At 71.0% G+C, this 15,919-nt stretch carries 13 protein-coding genes and 1 pseudogene; 8 read left to right on the top strand and 6 right to left on the bottom strand.

Annotation, left to right across the window (positions count from 1 at the left end):
• Positions 1–287, bottom strand: a 287-nt coding sequence (ligD, locus tag AC2VOR_RS05335; RefSeq protein WP_486963328.1) for a non-homologous end-joining DNA ligase LigD, incomplete at its 3' end; no start/stop codon positions are given.
• 11 nt (positions 288–298) lie between these two features.
• On the opposite strand from ligD, the gene AC2VOR_RS05330 reads away from it, so the two are divergent.
• Both AC2VOR_RS05330 and AC2VOR_RS05325 read left to right on the top strand, forming a co-directional pair.
• On the top strand, positions 299–1,369 hold the full coding sequence (locus tag AC2VOR_RS05330; protein WP_369736488.1) for an ATP-dependent DNA ligase: 1,071 nt from the start codon (positions 299–301) through the stop codon (positions 1,367–1,369).
• A 45-nt stretch (positions 1,370–1,414) separates the two neighbouring features.
• The gene (locus AC2VOR_RS05325; protein WP_369736487.1) at positions 1,415–1,984 is read left to right on the top strand and encodes a DUF4352 domain-containing protein; all 570 of its coding nucleotides are present in this window, start codon (positions 1,415–1,417) and stop codon (positions 1,982–1,984) included.
• 16 nt (positions 1,985–2,000) lie between these two features.
• On the opposite strand, the pseudogene AC2VOR_RS05320 reads toward AC2VOR_RS05325, so the two are convergent.
• The 4 genes and pseudogenes from AC2VOR_RS05320 to AC2VOR_RS05305 form a co-directional block, all read right to left on the bottom strand.
• A pseudogene (locus AC2VOR_RS05320) lies at positions 2,001–2,793 on the bottom strand (cytochrome P450).
• Between the two features lie 19 nt (positions 2,794–2,812).
• Complete coding sequence (locus AC2VOR_RS05315) at positions 2,813–3,718, bottom strand: haloalkane dehalogenase (RefSeq protein WP_369736485.1); 906 nt, start codon at positions 3,716–3,718, stop codon at positions 2,813–2,815.
• Position 3,719: 1 nt separating this feature from the next.
• Entirely contained in the window at positions 3,720–4,205 is a 486-nt protein-coding gene (locus AC2VOR_RS05310) for an NUDIX hydrolase (protein ID WP_486963327.1), read from the bottom strand.
• A gap of 6 nt (positions 4,206–4,211) precedes the next feature.
• Positions 4,212–5,948 carry a wax ester/triacylglycerol synthase family O-acyltransferase gene (locus tag AC2VOR_RS05305; RefSeq protein ID WP_486963326.1) on the bottom strand — a complete coding sequence of 579 codons (1,737 nt, stop codon included), beginning with the start codon at positions 5,946–5,948 and terminating at the stop codon, positions 4,212–4,214.
• An 18-nt stretch (positions 5,949–5,966) separates the two neighbouring features.
• On the opposite strand from AC2VOR_RS05305, the gene AC2VOR_RS05300 reads away from it, so the two are divergent.
• Positions 5,967–6,449, top strand: coding sequence for an adenosine-specific kinase (locus AC2VOR_RS05300; protein ID WP_369741383.1), 483 nt, complete (start codon positions 5,967–5,969; stop codon positions 6,447–6,449).
• A gap of 4 nt (positions 6,450–6,453) precedes the next feature.
• Here AC2VOR_RS05300 and AC2VOR_RS05295 read toward each other — a convergent pair whose 3' ends face one another.
• The gene (locus AC2VOR_RS05295; RefSeq protein WP_486963325.1) at positions 6,454–8,256 is read right to left on the bottom strand and encodes an AMP-dependent synthetase/ligase; all 1,803 of its coding nucleotides are present in this window, start codon (positions 8,254–8,256) and stop codon (positions 6,454–6,456) included.
• A gap of 343 nt (positions 8,257–8,599) precedes the next feature.
• Between AC2VOR_RS05295 and AC2VOR_RS05290 the strand changes: the two genes are divergently transcribed.
• From AC2VOR_RS05290 to AC2VOR_RS05270, 5 genes are all read left to right on the top strand, one after another.
• Positions 8,600–9,676: an NAD(P)H-dependent amine dehydrogenase family protein gene (locus tag AC2VOR_RS05290; RefSeq protein WP_486963324.1), complete on the top strand. Its 1,077-nt coding sequence runs from the start codon at positions 8,600–8,602 to the stop codon at positions 9,674–9,676.
• 108 nt (positions 9,677–9,784) lie between these two features.
• On the top strand, positions 9,785–10,558 hold the full coding sequence (locus AC2VOR_RS05285) for an SDR family NAD(P)-dependent oxidoreductase (RefSeq protein WP_486963323.1): 774 nt from the start codon (positions 9,785–9,787) through the stop codon (positions 10,556–10,558).
• Complete coding sequence (locus AC2VOR_RS05280; protein ID WP_407688388.1) at positions 10,555–11,145, top strand: TetR/AcrR family transcriptional regulator; 591 nt, start codon at positions 10,555–10,557, stop codon at positions 11,143–11,145. The genes AC2VOR_RS05285 and AC2VOR_RS05280 overlap by 4 nt, the downstream gene beginning before the upstream one ends.
• Before the next feature lie 83 nt (positions 11,146–11,228).
• Entirely contained in the window at positions 11,229–15,152 is a 3,924-nt protein-coding gene (locus AC2VOR_RS05275; protein WP_486963322.1) for a Pls/PosA family non-ribosomal peptide synthetase, read from the top strand.
• Positions 15,149–15,919 (top strand): gluzincin family metallopeptidase (locus AC2VOR_RS05270; protein ID WP_486963321.1); only part of this gene is annotated, 771 nt, incomplete at its 3' end. The genes AC2VOR_RS05275 and AC2VOR_RS05270, both read left to right, overlap by 4 nt.

The following is a 15,919-nucleotide window of genomic DNA, read 5'->3' as shown; positions in this document are numbered from 1 at the left end:
CGGCCCGAGGGGAACGTCACCCGGCAGGTCTGCAGGTAGTCGGGGTGGTGGGCGGGCACCCGCTTCTGGTAGATCTCCTCGCCGTCGATGCCGTCGGGGAACCGCTGCAGGTGCGTGGGCCGGTCGCGCAGCGCGTCGAGCATCGGGCCGCCGGCCATGGCGCGGTAGTACTCGACGACCCGGCGTTTGGTCCCCTGGGACCCCAGCTCGGGAAAATACACCTTGTCCGGGCTCGTCAGCCGCACGGCGATGCCGTCGACGTCGAGCTCCTCCGCTGCAGCAGCCATATCCTCAGGCTATGGGCCTACCCGTGCTGCCGCCGGTTTCGCCGATGCTGGCCAAGCCGGTCCAAACGATCCCCCCGGATGCGTCCTACGAGCCCAAGTGGGACGGGTTCAGGTCGATCTGCTTCCGCGACGGCGACCAGGTGGAGCTGGGCAGCCGCAACGAGCGGCCGATGACCCGCTACTTCCCCGAGCTGGTCGCGGCGGTCGCCGCGGAACTGCCGCGGCGCTGCGTGATCGACGGGGAGATCGTCGTCGCCACCGACCACGGCCTGGATTTCGAGGCCCTGCAACAGCGCATCCACCCGGCCGATTCGCGGGTGCGGATGCTGGCCGCCAAGACGCCGGCGTCCTTCATCGCGTTCGACCTGCTCGCCCTCGGCGACGACGACTACACGCGGCGCCCGTTCAGCGAGCGGCGCGCCGCCCTGGCCGGCGCGCTGGGCTCCGGCCCGTCGTTTCACGTCACCCCGGCGACGACGGACATCGACACCGCGCGGCGCTGGTTCGACGAGTTCGAGGGCGCCGGCCTCGACGGCGTCATCGCCAAACCGCTGACGCTGACCTATCAGCCGGGCAAGCGGGTCATGTTCAAGATCAAGCACGAGCGGACCGCCGACTGCGTGGTCGCCGGCTATCGGGTGCACAAGTCCGGCGATGACGCGGTCGGGTCGCTGCTTCTCGGGCTCTATGACGAGGGCGGGCGGCTCGCGTCGGTCGGCGTCATCGGCGCTTTCCCGATGGCGAAGCGGCGGCAGCTGTTCGTCGAGCTGCAGCCGCTGGTCACCGGCTTCGACGACCACCCGTGGAACTGGGCCGCCCACGAGGCCGGCGAACGCACCCCCCGCAAGAACGAGCACTCCCGCTGGAACGCCGGCAAGGACCTGTCGTTCGTCCCGCTGCGGCCCGAGCGGGTGGTCGAGGTCCGCTACGACCACCTGGAGGGACGGCGGTTCCGCCACACCGCCCAGTTCAACCGGTGGCGCCCCGACCGCGACCCGCGTTCGTGCACCTACGGGCAACTCGAACAGCCGCTCGCCTTTCAGCTCGGCGACATTGTGCCCGGCCTCGGCGACAACCACTAGCTTCTGCAATATCGTCGACGTTCACACGACCGAAGGAGGCCACTCATGAGACGTTCCATAGCCATCACGCTGTCGGGCGTGGCGATCGCGGTGGCGGCATGCTCGGGAAAGACCGGCACGGCCAACCGGTCGGCCACCTCGAGCCCCCCGGTGTTCAGCACCAGCCCGACTTCCACGGCGCCTGTCGATCCGGTCGCCCACGTCGGCGCCACCCTCAATCTGACCGGAGACAGAGGGCCGTTGGCCGTCACCCTCACCAAGATCATCAACCCGGCGACGGGGACGTCCGGACCGCCGACCGACGACAAGGGCAACCCGAGAGGCACCTACGTCGCCGCGATGCTGACCGTCCACAACACCAGCACCTCGGCGCGCAAGGACGACGCGAACAACGACGCGGTGCTCGTCGGGTCGAACAACCAGGACTACTCGACGGCCCTGGGCAGCGTAACCGAATGTACGAACTTCGACGAGGGCGAGTACGAACTCCGGGCGGGAGAGTCGGTCAGCGGGTGCGTCGTGTTCGTCATGCCCCCGGGCGTGACGCCGGCCAAGTTCCAGTACACACCGTCCTCGGGCTTCGCCAACAGCTTCGGGGAATGGCTCATCCCCTGAACGCGCTCGCGGCGAGTCAGACCGCGACCGCCAGGTGCGACAACCCGCGCACGGTGACGTTGCTCTTGTACCGCGGCTCGTCGTCCGGGCGCCACCGCGGGAACCGCGCCGTCAACACCGAGAGGGCCACACCGGCTTCCAGCCGCGCCAGCGGCGCCCCCAGGCAGTAATGCACCCCGCGACCGAACCCAGGTCGCGCAGCGCCCCTCGGTCCGGGTCGAACACGTCGGGGCAGTCGAACTCGGCGGGATCGCGGTGGGCCGCGGCCACCAGCAGCATCAGAACGTCGCCCGCGGGCACCTCTATGCCACCGATGTCCATGTCCGCCAAGGCGATTCGTCCGATCATCTACACGGGCGGGTCATAGCGCAGGGTTTCCCCGATCACCGCGGAGCGCGGGCGGCGTCGGCGGCCAGCGCCGCCCACTGCCGCGGTTCGCGCAGCATCTCCAGGATCACGTTGCCGATCAAGTTCACCGTCGTCTCGTGACCGGCACCCCGAGCAGCCGACAGCTGACGGACACTGGCAGCGGATAGGCGAAGTCCTCGACGACGTCGAACCGGCCCCGCTCGGCGATCCGGTCGAGCAGATCGTCCACCAGCGCGCCGTGTCGGGTTGCAGCGCCTGCCCACCTTTGGGCGCGAACGCCTTACTGACCAGTTTGCGCAGCCTGGTGTGGTCGGGGGAATCGAGGAACAGGAACTCCCGGAGGGACCGGGGGTGGCAGCCGCACGGGTCCGTGCTCGAGGAACCGCGCACACCCGGTACGGGTCGGCACGGTTGGCCTGGTCCAGCAGCTGCAGCAGCAGGTCCCGGGACTCGGGGCGCTCAACGGCGCAGGAACTCCACGATGTGACGCGCCAGCTCCTCGCCGGCGTCCTCCTGCAGGAAGTGCCCGGCGCCGCGGATGACCGGGTGCTCGATGCCCTGCGCGCCGCGCATCTCGCGCCGGAACACCTCGCCCATCGGCCCGGTGATCGGATCGGCATCGCTGAACGCGACCAGCATGGGCGTCGGGCTCACCGTCAGCTTCGACCACGCCGCCTTGTTGGCCGCCGCCGCGGGGTCGTCCGGCGAGACCGGCACCAGGCCGGGCATGGCGCGCGGCCCGGCGCAGTGCTCGTCGCCGGGGAACGGCGCGTCGTAGCCCGCCAGCACCTCCTCGCTCACCTGCTGCGCCGAGGCGCCCTGCACGAACAGGCTGACCTTCAGGTTCGGCATCGTCTGGATCGCCTCGCGGAACTGCCACCACACCTTGGCCATCGGCTGCTCGCCGTTGGGCAGCCCGGTGTTGGCCACGACCAGCCGGGCGAACCGCTCGGGGTGCTCGGCGGCCAGCCGCAGCCCGATCAGCCCGCCCCAGTCCTGGCCGACCAGGGTCACCTCGCGCAGGTCGAGGACGTCGAAGACCAGCGCGCGCATCCACTCCACGTGGCGCGCGTAGGTGTGGTCCTCGATGCGGGTCGGCTTGTCGGAGCGACCGAACCCGACCAGGTCGGGGCAGATGACGCGGTGCCCCGCCTCGGCCAGGATCGGGATCATCTTGCGGTACAGGTAGGACCAGGTCGGCTCGCCGTGCAGCATCAGCACCGGGTCGGCGTCCTGCGGACCGTCCTCGACCCAGGCCACCCGCAGGCTGCCGCCCTCGCCGTCGGGCACCTCGCCATAGCTTGGCGCGTACGGGAAGTCGGGTACGTTGTCGAACCGTTCGTCGGGTGTGCGCAGAGTCTGCATGTCACGTTCCTTCCTGTAGCTCCGCCAACGCCGGATGCGCCATCAACCGGTCGAGAAACTCGCGCTGCCCCTTCAACAGCTTGGTGCGCGCCTCCGCCACGGTAAACCAGCCGACCCGGTCGACCTCGGGGACGTCCAGCAGCGTGCCCGACCCCTTCGGCCACTCCAGCTCGAAGGTGTTGCTGCGCGCGTCGGTGACGTCGAGGTCGCCTTGCACGGCGAAGACGCTGACCACCTTGCCGCTGGGTTGCCGGATCCGGCCCAGGTCGGCGCGCGGCCCGTCCGGCACCTGCAGCCCGAGCTCCTCGGAGAACTCGCGCCGGGCCGCCGCCCACGGGTCCTCCCCCTCGGAGTGCTCGCCTTTCGGGACCGACCAGACCCCGGCGTCCTTGCGCGCCCAGAACGGGCCGCCGGGGTGGGCTATCAGGACCTCGACGACGCCGTCGCGCACGCGGTACAGGAGCACACCGGCACTGAGCCTGGGCACGACCCCTCAGGCCCCGACCGCGCGTTCGAGGTCTTTGAGCGAGGTTTCCAGGTGCGCGAGCAGCCGCTGCAGGTGCGGCACGCTGCGCCGGCATCCCACCAGACCGAAGTCCATCGTGTCGGCGTTGTTCACCAGGGTGATGTTGAGCGCCTGCCCGTCCAGCACGATGGACATCGGGTAGTTTCCGTCGAGCCGGGCGCCTCCGTAATACATCGGCTGGGTAGGCCCGGGCACGTTCGAGACGACGATGTTGAACGGCGGCGCCGTCGAGGACACCCAGCCCGGGACCGCGGCCAGGCTCAGCGCCGCCATGTTCGCGGCCGACAGCGCCAGCGCCTGCAGGCGCGGCAGCTGGGAGAACACCTTCTTGTTGTCGCGCATCGACTCGCTGACGGTCTGCAGCCGCCGGGCCGGGTCGTCGGTGTCGGTGGCGAGGTTACAGAGGATGGCCCCGACGAGGTTGCCGCCGGCGTCGGCCTCGTCCTCGCGGCGCAGGCTCACCGGCACCATCGCCAGCAGCGAGGTGTCCGGCAGCGCGTCGTGCTCGAGCAGGTAGTAGCGCAGCGCGCCCGAGCACATCGCCAGCACGACGTCGTTGACGGTCACCCCGGCGGCCTTCTTGACGGCTTTGATGCGGTCCAGCGACCACGACTGCGCGGCGCACCGGCGGGCACCGCCGATCTTGACGTTCAGCATCGTGCGCGGCGCGCCGAACGGCAACGTCAGCTGCTGCTCGAGCAGCGCCGCGCGGGCCAGCGTCACCGTCGAGGGGGCAAGGGCGGCAACGGATCCCGCGGCACGCATCAGCGAACGCACGGGCGACGCCGGGCTCGACCCCCGCTTGGGTTTGGGCAGGGTCCACGGCGCCCGGATCTCGCGGTCGCCGGGGTCGTCCGACAACGCGCGCTGCATCAGCTTCAGCGCCGAGACACCGTCGATCAACGCATGATGCATCTTCGTGTAGACCGCGAATCGGCCGTCTTTGAGCCCCTCGATGACGTGCACCTCCCACAGCGGGCGGTGCCGGTCGAGCAGGCTGCTGTGCCAACGCGAGGTCAGCTCGAGCAGCTCACGGACCCGCCCGGGGGACGGCAGCGCCGAGCGGCGGACGTGGTAGTCGAGGTCGAGGTCGTTGTCGTACGCCCAGGCCAGGCTCGCCACACCACCCCAGAACGTGGCCGGGCGCTTGAGGAAGGTGGGCTGGACATCCCGCTGGGCGACCAGGCTGTCGTAGAACCCGCGCACGTAGCCGCGACCGGCCCCCTCCGGCGGCTCGTAGAGCTGCAGCCCACCGACATGCATGGGGTGCTCGCGCGATTCGCCCAGCAGGAAGATCGCGTCGGTGGGCATCATCAGTTCCATCATCCAATTAGACGCCAACCGAAGCCGTTCCGATGCGCGAACTCCGCGACTTCGCGGCGAACCCCTCACATACGGCACCGACGGGCCGGTATGGGCGAGGCGCACCGCGTGGGCGACCTTCATCCGGTCCGGCACAGCGAGGAGCTTCTTCGCCTCCTGCTCGACGGCAGGCACGCCTGAGGCCGAAAGTGCTTGAAAACCAAGCCCGCACGAATTCGCCATCAGCCACATGTTCTGCAGGACGCACCCCAGACTCATCATCCCGATGGCGTCGCCCTCGGAGCCGGGCGCGCGCATGGTGGCGTCGTACAGCACGAACAGCACCCCGGCCCTGCCCCCACCGGACAACCCGTTTCCCCTGAGGCGTCGCGGTGGCACCATGTGCTTGTGACGACTCCGCTGTCCTGGGATGTGGTGTGCATCGACAAGCCCGGCGACGTCAACGTCGTGATCGGCCAGGCGCACTTCATCAAGACGGTCGAGGATCTGCACGAGGCCCTGGCCGGGGTGAGCTCCTCGTTGCGGTTCGGGCTGGCGTTCTGCGAGGCCTCCGGGTCCCGGCTGGTGCGGCGCAGCGGCAACGACGCCGAATTGGTCGAACTCGCGGGCCGCACCGCGCTGGCCGTCGGGGCCGGGCACAGCTTCGTGATCTTCTTGCGGGACGGCTTTCCGGTCAACGTCCTCAACCCGGTAAAGGCGGTGCCGGAGGTGTGCGGAATCTACTGCGCCACAGCCAATGCGGTCGACGTGATCGTCGCGGTCACGCCCCGCGGCCGCGGCATCGCCGGGGTGGTCGACGGGCAGACCCCCGTCGGGGTGGAGACAGAGGGTGACGTGGCCGAGCGGCACGCCTTGCTGCGCGCCATCGGTTACAAACTCTGAGCTTTCAGTGCTTGCCGTACAGCGCGTCGATCTCGGCCGCGAACCGGGCGGCGACGACGTTGCGCTTCACCTTCAGCGTCGGGGTCAGCTCGCCGGTGAGCACGGTGAAGTCGACCGGCAGGATGCGGAACTTCCGGATCGATTCCGCATGGGAGACACTCTGGTTGGCCGCGGCGACCGCCTGGTCGATCTCGGCCACCAGCGCGGGGTCGTCGACCAGGTCGGCCACCGAGGCGGTGGCCGACCTGCCGTGGTGCTGCTTCCACACCTCGAATCCCTCGGGGTCGACCGCGATGAGCGCGGCCACGTAGGGCCTGTCGTCGCCCACCACCATCGCCTGGCTGACCAGCGGGTGAGCCCGCAACTGATCCTCGAGCACCGCCGGTGCGACGTTCTTGCCGCCCGCGGTCACGATGATCTCCTTCTTGCGGCCGACGATCGACAGGAAGCCGTCGTCGTCCACCGAGCCGAGATCGCCGGTGTGGAACCAGCCGTTGACGATGGCCTCACCGGTCGCCTTCTCGTTGTGCCAGTAACCGCCGAACACCACGCCGCCGCACACCAGCACCTCGCCGTCGTTGGCGATCGCCATGCTGTTGCCCGGCAACAGCTTCCCCACCGTGCCGACCCGCTCCTCGCCGATCCGATTGATGGTGATCGCAGCGCTGGTCTCGGTCAGGCCGTAGCCCTCGTAGACCGTCAGCCCGACGCCGCGGTAGAAGTGGCACAGCCGCGTGCCCAGCGGGGCACCGCCGGAGAACGCGGCGTGGCAGTTCCCGCCCAGGGCGGCGCGCAGCTTGCCGTAGACCAGCCGGTCGAACAGCGCGTGCGCGGCCTGTAGCAGCAGACCCGGTCCGCCGGTGTCCTGGGCGGCGCTCCACTCGATGGCCGTGCGGGCCGCGAGCGCGAAGATCCTGGCCCTTCCGGCGTCCTGGGCATTCAATTCGGCGGTGTTGTAGACCTTTTCGAAAACCCGCGGCACCGACACCACGACCGTGGGCTTGAAGACGGCAAGGGTGGCCACCAGGTTCTTGATGTCGCCGGTGTAGCCGATGGTGACCTTGTTGGCGAATGCCGACATCGACAGCGACCGCGCCAGCACGTGGGCCAGCGGCAGGAAGACCAGCAGCCGCTCCCCCTTGCGCAGCAGTGTCGGGAAACACTCTCCGGCGCCGCGTATCTCGTACAGCAGGTTCGAGTGTGTCAGCCGGCAGCCCTTCGGACGGCCCGTCGTGCCCGAGGTGTAGATGAGCGTCGCCGCGTCGGCGGCCCGCAGCCCCGCCAACCGCTCGTCGAGTTGCCCGGCGTCCACCGACTTCCCGGCCTCGGCCAGGTCGTCGAGCGCCCGGGGGCCTTGGCATTCGAGGCGCAGGATCGTGCGCAGGCTCGGCAACTCATCGCTCAGTTCCTCGACCAGCTGCCCGTGCGCGGCCGTCTCGGCGATCACCATGACCGCCCCGGAGTCCTCCAGCACCCAGCGCACCTGCTCGGGCGAAGAGGTGTCGTAGATCGGGACGGTGACCGCGCCGACCGACAGAATCGCGTAGTCCAGGATCACCCACTCGTAGCGGGTCGCCGACAAAATCGCCACCCGGTCACCGGCATTGACCCCGGCGGCGATCAGGCCGAGCGCGGTCTCACGGATCTGCCGGGCGGCCTGGGCGCAGGTGACGTCCGTCCAGGCGCCGTCGACGAGGCGCTGGAAGATCACATGATCGGGATCGTCGCGCTCGTGGGAGTACACGCTGGCGACGACGTTGTCGTTCTCGCCGACGGCGAAGCTCGCCGGGAGGCTGAATTCGCGCATGCACCACGCTAGCCGCGCCGGGTGACGCCTTCCTAGTGGCCGAAAGTCCCGGCGTACAGGGTCGATCGGCGCGCGCCTTTCAGTCCGACATCGGCCACGCGATATGGCGATCAGGTCGCCGCGCTCCGGGCCGGCGGCCCGATGTGCGTGCACCTTGGCGTACTCCGGGGTGGTCACCATGTCGATGAAGACCTGCGGCGTGGGGTACTCGACCACTCTCACCCGCGGCCGGGCGGATCATCGTTGACAGTCACTGCCAGCTGGTCATACTGTGCCAGTTCATGCTCGGGCCTGTAAAGGCCGGTGACGGCGTGTCCGGGCGTTCGATTCGGGAGGTCGTTAGATGGATGAGCCGTCCAAGCTTCGCGTGATCCAGTGGGCGACAGGGGGGGTCGGGAAGGCCGCCATCGCCTGCGTGCTCAACCACCCGCAACTCGAACTTGCGGGATGCTGGGTGCACTCCGCGGACAAGAACGGCCGCGACGTCGGCGAGATCCTGGGCACCGGCCCGCTCGGCGTCACCGCCACCACCAGCGTCGAGGAGGTGCTGGCCACCGACGCCGACTGCGTGATGTACAGCCCGCTGATCCCCGCCGACGAAGAGGTCATCGCGATCCTGCGGTCGGGCAAGAACGTCGTCACCCCCGTCGGCTGGGTGTACCCCGACGCAACGAACCCCCGCGTCAAGGCCATCGCCGACGCCGCGCTCGAGGCCGGGGTGACCCTGCACGGGTCCGGCATCCACCCCGGCGGCATCACCGAGCGCTTCCCGCTCATGGTGTCCTCGCTGTCGTCGGCCGTCACGCACGTGCGCGCCGAGGAGTTCTCCGACATCCGCACCTACAACGCCCCCGACGTGGTGCGCCACATCATGGGCTTCGGCGGTACCCCCGAGGAGGCGGTGCAGGGACCGATGGCCGGGCTGCTCGAAGCGGGCTTCAAGATGTCGGTGCGAATGGTGGCCGACCACATGGGCTTTCGGATCGATCCGGACATCAGGACCATCCAGGAGATCGCCGTGGCCACCGCCGACATCGACTACGACCCCTTCCCGATCACCCCGGGGTCCGTCGCCGCGCGCCGGTTCCGCTGGGAGGCGCTGGTCGACGGGGAGCCGGTCATCACGGCGGCGGTCAACTGGCTGATGGGCGAAGAGAACCTGGAACCGAACTGGAACTTCGGCGGCCGCGGCGAACGCTTCGAGGTCGAGATCACCGGCGACCCCACGGTGAGCCTGACGTTCAAGGGGCTGCAGCCGGAAACCATCGCCGAAGGGCTGCAGAAGAATCCGGGCGTGGTGGCCACGGCCAACCACTGCGTCAACGCCATCCCCGACGTGTGCGCGGCCGGCCCCGGCATCAAGACCTACCTGGACCTGCCGCTGCTCGCCGGGCGCCCGGCCCCACACCTGGCGCGGTGACCCGGTGCGACTCGACGACGTCTCGTTCTGTCACCTCGTCGGGGTGACGGACATGGACCGCGCGCTGGCGTTCTACCGCGGCGTGCGGCTGCGGCTGGGACCCGAGCGATGACCTACTCCCACCCCGACTCGATGCGCGGCCACGTCGCGATCGTCACCGGCGCCGCCCAGGGCGTGGGCAAGGGCATCGCCGCGGCGCTGCTGGAACGCGGCGCTGCGGTGTTCCTGGTCGACGTCCAGGCCGCGCGGCTGGCGGCCACCACCGCCGAACTCGCCCGGGCCGGCCGGGTCGAGCAGCTGGTCGCCGATCTGCGCGACCCCGACAGCGCGCCGCGGATCGTGGCAGCCGCGGTCGAGGCGTTCGGAACGGTGCACGGCCTGGTCAACAACGCCATCGCCACCAACGAACCGAAGCGGTTCGTGGACATCACCCTCGAGGATTTGGCGCTCGGTCACGACGTGGGCCCGCGGGCGAGTTTTCTGCTCATGCAGGCGGTGCACCCGGTGATGGTCGAGGCGGGCGGCGGGTCGATCGTGAACCTCGGCTCCGGCACGGGCACCGGCGGCGACGTCAAGTGGGGTGGTTACGCCGCCGCCAAGGAGGCTATCCGCGGTATGTCGAAGGTCGCGGCCCTGGAATGGGGGCGCGACAACATCCGGATCAACGTCATCTGCCCGTTCGCCGAGTCCGACGGGGTCAAGCTGTGGAAGGAGTTCGCCCCCGACGACTACGCGAAGGCGGTGCGGCGCGTCCCGATGCGGCGCATCGGCGATGTCCGCACCGACGTCGGCGCGCTGGTCGCCTTCCTGCTCAGCACCGACGCGGCGTTCATCACCGCGCAGACCATCCACGTCGACGGCGGGATCGGCTGCTTCCGGTGACGGAATCGCTGCGCGACCGGCAGCGCGCCCAGATCCGGGCCGACATCAGGCGGGCGGCGTTCCGGTTGTTCGTCGAACGCGGCTACGACGCGGTGACGACCGAGGAAATCGCCACGGCGGCGGGCGTTTCGGTGCGCACGCTGTTCCGGCACGTGTCCGCCAAGGAGGATCTGCTGCTGGCGCCGGTCCGGCACGGCGGCGCCGCGATCGTCAACCTGCTCGAGCAGCGTCCCGCCGCCGAACCACCCGACGTCGCGCTGAGCAACGCGATCATCACCCGCACGCGGTCGTTCGACCGCGACGACTGCGCGGAGTGGCGCGCGGCGCTGCTGGTGGCCCCCGGCCTGCTCGGCAAGGTCAGCATCCACCAGCCGGCCGACAAGGAGCGCGCGATCAGGCTGACCGCCGAGCGGATGGGCGTCGACCCCGACGCCGACATGCGCCCGGGCCTGCTGGTCCACCTCGCCTTCGCGGCCGCCGATTTCGCCTTCCAGCTTTGGGTACGCCACGCGGGCAAGCCGCTGGACCGCTACGTCACCGAGGCGCTCGACGCGGTCAAGGCGCCGCACTGGAGGCGCGCCGGCTAGCGGGCTCGCCGGCGTAACCGGGCCGTCACACGCCGCACGCGGTCGCCGCCGCGACGGCCGAGCTTGAGTATTTTCGTAGGGTGGTGACAGGACCAGCACCGGCACGAGCCCCGGCGGACGTTCCGGCTCAGTACCTGCTGTCGTCCGCCGCGCCCAGCGCGCGCACCCTCATCGACATCGTCTACGCGACGGCCGCGCGTTTCCCGGACGCCCCCGCTATCGACGACGGCACCGTGCAGCTCACCTACGGCGAGCTGATCGGCGACATGGAGGCCAGTGTCGAGTGGCTGGCGGCCAGGGGCATCGGCCGGGGCGACCGGATCGGCATCCGGATGCCCTCGGGCAGCTACGCGCTGTACGTGGCGATCCTGGCGACGCTGGCCACCGGGGCGGCGTACGTGCCGGTCGACGCCGACGACCCCGACGAGCGGGCGGAGCTGGTGTTCGGTGCGGCCGACGTGGTCGCGGTGATCACCGAGGCGGGCCTGCTGCGGGGCCCCGGCTCGTCGCGCGGCTGGCGCGCGACGGCGCCCATGACCCGCGACGACGCGTGGATCATCTTCACCTCCGGATCGACCGGCACCCCGAAGGGCGTGGCCGTCACGCACCGCAGCGCCGCCGCGTTCGTCGACGCCGAGGCGCAGCTGTTCGTGCAGGACGGCCCGATCGGTCCCGGCGACCGGGTGCTGGGCGGGCTGTCGGTGGCCTTCGACGCCTCGTGCGAGGAGATGTGGCTGGCCTGGCGGCACGGCGCCTGCCTGGTGCCCGCGCCGCGCTCGCTGGTGCGCAGCGGGATGGACCTGGGTCCGTGGCTGGTCACCCGCGACGTGACCGTGGTCTCCACGGTGCCGGCGCTGGCCGCGCTGTGGCCCGCCGAGGCGCTGGAGGCGGTGCGGCTGCTGATCTTCGGCGGCGAGGCCTGTCCCGCGGAGCTGGCCGAGCGCCTCGCCGTCGACGGACGGGAGGTGTGGAACACCTACGGCCCCACCGAGGCGACGGTGGTCGCCTGCGCGGCCAGGCTGGGCGGTGGCGGCCCGGTCAGCATCGGGCTGCCGTTGCCCGGATGGGACCTGGCCGTCATCGACGCCGACGGCTGCCCGGTCGGCTACGGCGAGATCGGCGAGCTGGTGATCGGCGGGGTGGGCCTGGCCCGCTACCTCGACGAGGACAAGGACGCCGAGAAGTACGCCCCGCTGCCGACGCTGGGCTGGGGGCGCGCCTACCGCAGCGGTGACCTGGTGCGGCTGGAACCCGACGGGCTGTATTTCTGCGGGCGCGGCGACGACCAGGTCAAGGTCGGGGGCCGCCGCATCGAGCTGGGCGAGGTCGACGCCGCGCTGGTCGGCCTGCCGGGGGTCAGCGGCGCGGCGGCGGCGGTCCGCCACACCGCGACGGGGACGCCGGTGCTGGTCGGCTACCTCGTCAGCGCCGATCCGGCGTTCGACCTGCACGAGGCGCGCCTGCGGCTGGCCGAACGGCTGCCCGCCGCGCTGGTGCCCCGGCTCGTGCGGATCGAGGAGCTGCCCACCCGGACGTCGGGCAAGGTCGACCGCGACGCGCTGCCCTGGCCGCCGCCCGGCGGGGACCCGGACGCGAGCGCCGATCTGGGCGGCACGACGGGCTGGCTGGCCGGACTGTGGCGCGACCTGCTGGGGTCGGCGGTGGACGGCCCGGAGGCCGACTTCTTCGCCCTCGGCGGCGGCTCGCTGGCCGCCGCGCAACTCGTCGCCGCGTTGCGGCGACGGTATCCGCAGGTCACCGTCGCCGACCTGTACGACCATCCCCGGCTGGGCTCCCTCGCCTCGTTCCTCGACGAGCTCGAGCCGCCACCCCCGGTCACCGAGCGCTCGGTCCGCCCGACCCCGCGGCTGACCCAGGCCGCACAGACCGTGCTGTCGGTGCCGTTGGCGACGCTGGCGGCGCTGCCGTGGGTGACGTGGCTCGCGCTGGGCAACGGCGTCGCCCGCGCGCTGCACGTGGTGCCGTGGACCGTCGCGGTCAACTGGTGGCTCGTCGCGGTGGCGTTCGTGTTGTTCGTCTCGCCGGTGGGCCGGATGGGCACCGCGGTGCTGTGCGCGCGGCTGCTGCTGTCGGGGGTGCGGCCCGGCACCTACCGCCGCGGCGGGTCGGTGCACCTGCGGGTGTGGCTGGCCGAACGGGTGGCCGAGGCCTGCGGCGCCCACAACGTGGCGGGAGCGCCGTGGCTGGTGTACTACGCCCGCGCGCTGGGCGCCAACGTCGGCAAAGGGGTGGACCTGCACTCGCTGCCCCCCGTCACCGGGTTGCTGAACCTGGGCCACCGCAGCGCGGTGGAACCCGAGGTGGACCTGTGCGGGCACTGGGTCGACGGCGACGAGTTCCACGTCGGCGCCATCACCGTCGGCGACGACGCGACTGTCGGCGCCCGGACCACGCTGCTGCCCGGCGCGGTCGTCGGTAAGAACGCCGACGTGGCCCCCGGCTCGGGCGTCGTCGACAAGATCAAGAACGGGCAGTACTGGAAGGGCTCACCCGCGGTGAAGTCGGGCCGGGTCAAACACCCGTGGCCCGACGAGCGGCCGCCCCGCCGAACCCGGTGGGTCGCGATGTACGGGCTGACGTCGCTGCTGCTCGCCGCCCTGCCGATGATCGCCGGCGCGAGCGGCGTCGCGGTGATCGCCGCGGCGGTGCGCCACACCCGCCGGCTCTCGGAGGCGGTGCCGCCGGCGCTGCTGTGGACGCCGGTCGCCGCGCTGGCCGCGGTGACGGTGTACGCGCTGCTGACCGTGGTGGCGGTGCGGGCGCTCTCGATCGGGCTGACCGAGGGCTACCACCCGGTGCGCAGCCGGGCCGGCTGGCAGCTGTGGGCGACTGAGCGGCTCATGGACGCCGCGCGCAACTATCTCTTTCCGCTGTATGCCGGCCTGCTGACACCGGCGTGGCTGCGGTTGCTGGGCGCGCAGGTCGGCCGCGGCACCGAGATCTCCACGGTGTTGCCGATCCCGAAGTTCACCGTGATCGAGGACGGGGCGTTCCTGGCCGACGACACCATGGTCGCCTCCTACGAACTCGGCGGCGGCTGGATCCACGCGGCCACGACCACCGTGGGCCGGCGCGCGTTCCTCGGCAACTCCGGCATCACCCAGCCGGGGCGCCGGGTGCCCGACGACGGGCTGGTCGCGGTGCTCTCGGCCGCACCACCCAAGGCCAAACGCGGCTCATCGTGGCTGGGCAGCCCCCCGATGCGGCTGCGGCGGCGCCCCACCGAGGCCGACCCGGCCACCACCTACGACCCGCCGGCCCGGCTCAAGGTCCGGCGCGCGGTGGTGGAGACCTGCCGGCTGCTGCCCGTGGTGGTGACGGTCGGGATCGGGCTGGCGGTGCTCGGAGCGCTGCAGGCACTGGCGCGGATCTTCGGCATCTGGGCGGCCGCGTTGTGCGGCGGGCTGGTGCTGCTGGCGGCGGGCGCCGTCGCGGGGGCCGTCACGGTCGCCGCCAAATGGCTGGCCGTGGGGCGGATCCGGGCCAGCGAATACCCGCTGTGGTCGTCGTTCGTCTGGCGCAACGAGGTGTGCGACACCTTCGTCGAGACCGTCGCGGCGCCGTGGTTCGCCCGCGCGGCCGCCGGCACGCCGCTGCTGACCCTGTGGCTGCGGGCGCTGGGCGCCCGCGTCGGGCGGGGCACGTGGTGCGAAACCTATTGGCTGCCCGAGGCGGATCTCGTCACGCTGGGCTACGGCAGCACGGTCAACCGGGGTTGTGTGGTACAGACCCACCTGTTCCACGACCGGATCATGCGCATGGACAGCGTCGTGCTCGAACCCGGCGCCACCCTCGGGCCGCACTGCGTGGCGCTGCCGGCCGCCCGAATCGGGGCCGGGGCGACCGTGGGCCCCGCATCGCTGGTGGTGCGCGGCGACAAGGTGCCGGGATCGACTCGCTGGCAAGGCAATCCGATCAAGCCGTGGGGCGCGGGCCGCAAGAAGGGCCGGGCCAAGAACTCGGCGAAGCGGGGCGCCGCGGCGTGAAGGTTCCGGCTGAGAAGTCCGCGCCGGTCATCGACGACTACCTGCCGAAAAACGGCAATCCCGGCTACCGGGTGTCGCGCTACGAACTCGACCTCGAGTACCGGGTGGCGATCAACCGGCTGTCCGGCACGGCGACGATCACCGCGGTGACGCTCGTCGAGCTGCAGCAGTTCAGCCTGGACCTGTCCGGCGCGCTGTCGGTCGCCAAGGTGGCGGTCAACGGCAAACGGGTGCAGCAGTTCTCCTGCCGCGGCGGCAAGTTGCGCGTCCGGCTGACATCGAAGCTCGCGTCCGGTGCGGCGATGACCGTCGTGGTGCGCTACGGCGGTGCCCCGAAACCCATCCGATCCCTCTGGGGCGACATCGGTTTCGAGGAGCTGACCGACGGGGTGCTGGTCGCCGGTCAACCCAACGGCGCCCCGTCGTGGTTCCCCTGCAACGACCACCCCGGCGACAAGGCCGCCTTCCGCATCCAAGTCAGCACCGAAAGCCGCTACCGGGTGGTCGCCAACGGAAACCTGGTGGCGCGCCGTACCCGGGCGTCGCAGACGGTGTGGACCTACGAACAACGCGAGCCGACGTCGACCTACCTGATCACGTTGCAGATCGGCGTCTACGACACGGTGCGGCTGACCCGGACACCGGTACCCATACAGGCCGCGCTGCCCGCGCGGTTGCGCAGCGCGTTCGAACACGACTTCGCGCGTCAGCCCGAGATGATGCAGCTGTTCGTCGAGTTGTTCGGGCCCTACCCGCTGGCCGGCGGG

The sequence above is a fragment of the Mycobacterium sp. TH-M103 genome, from assembly GCF_057473785.1.
This window is presented reverse-complemented; position numbering and strand designations above follow the sequence as displayed.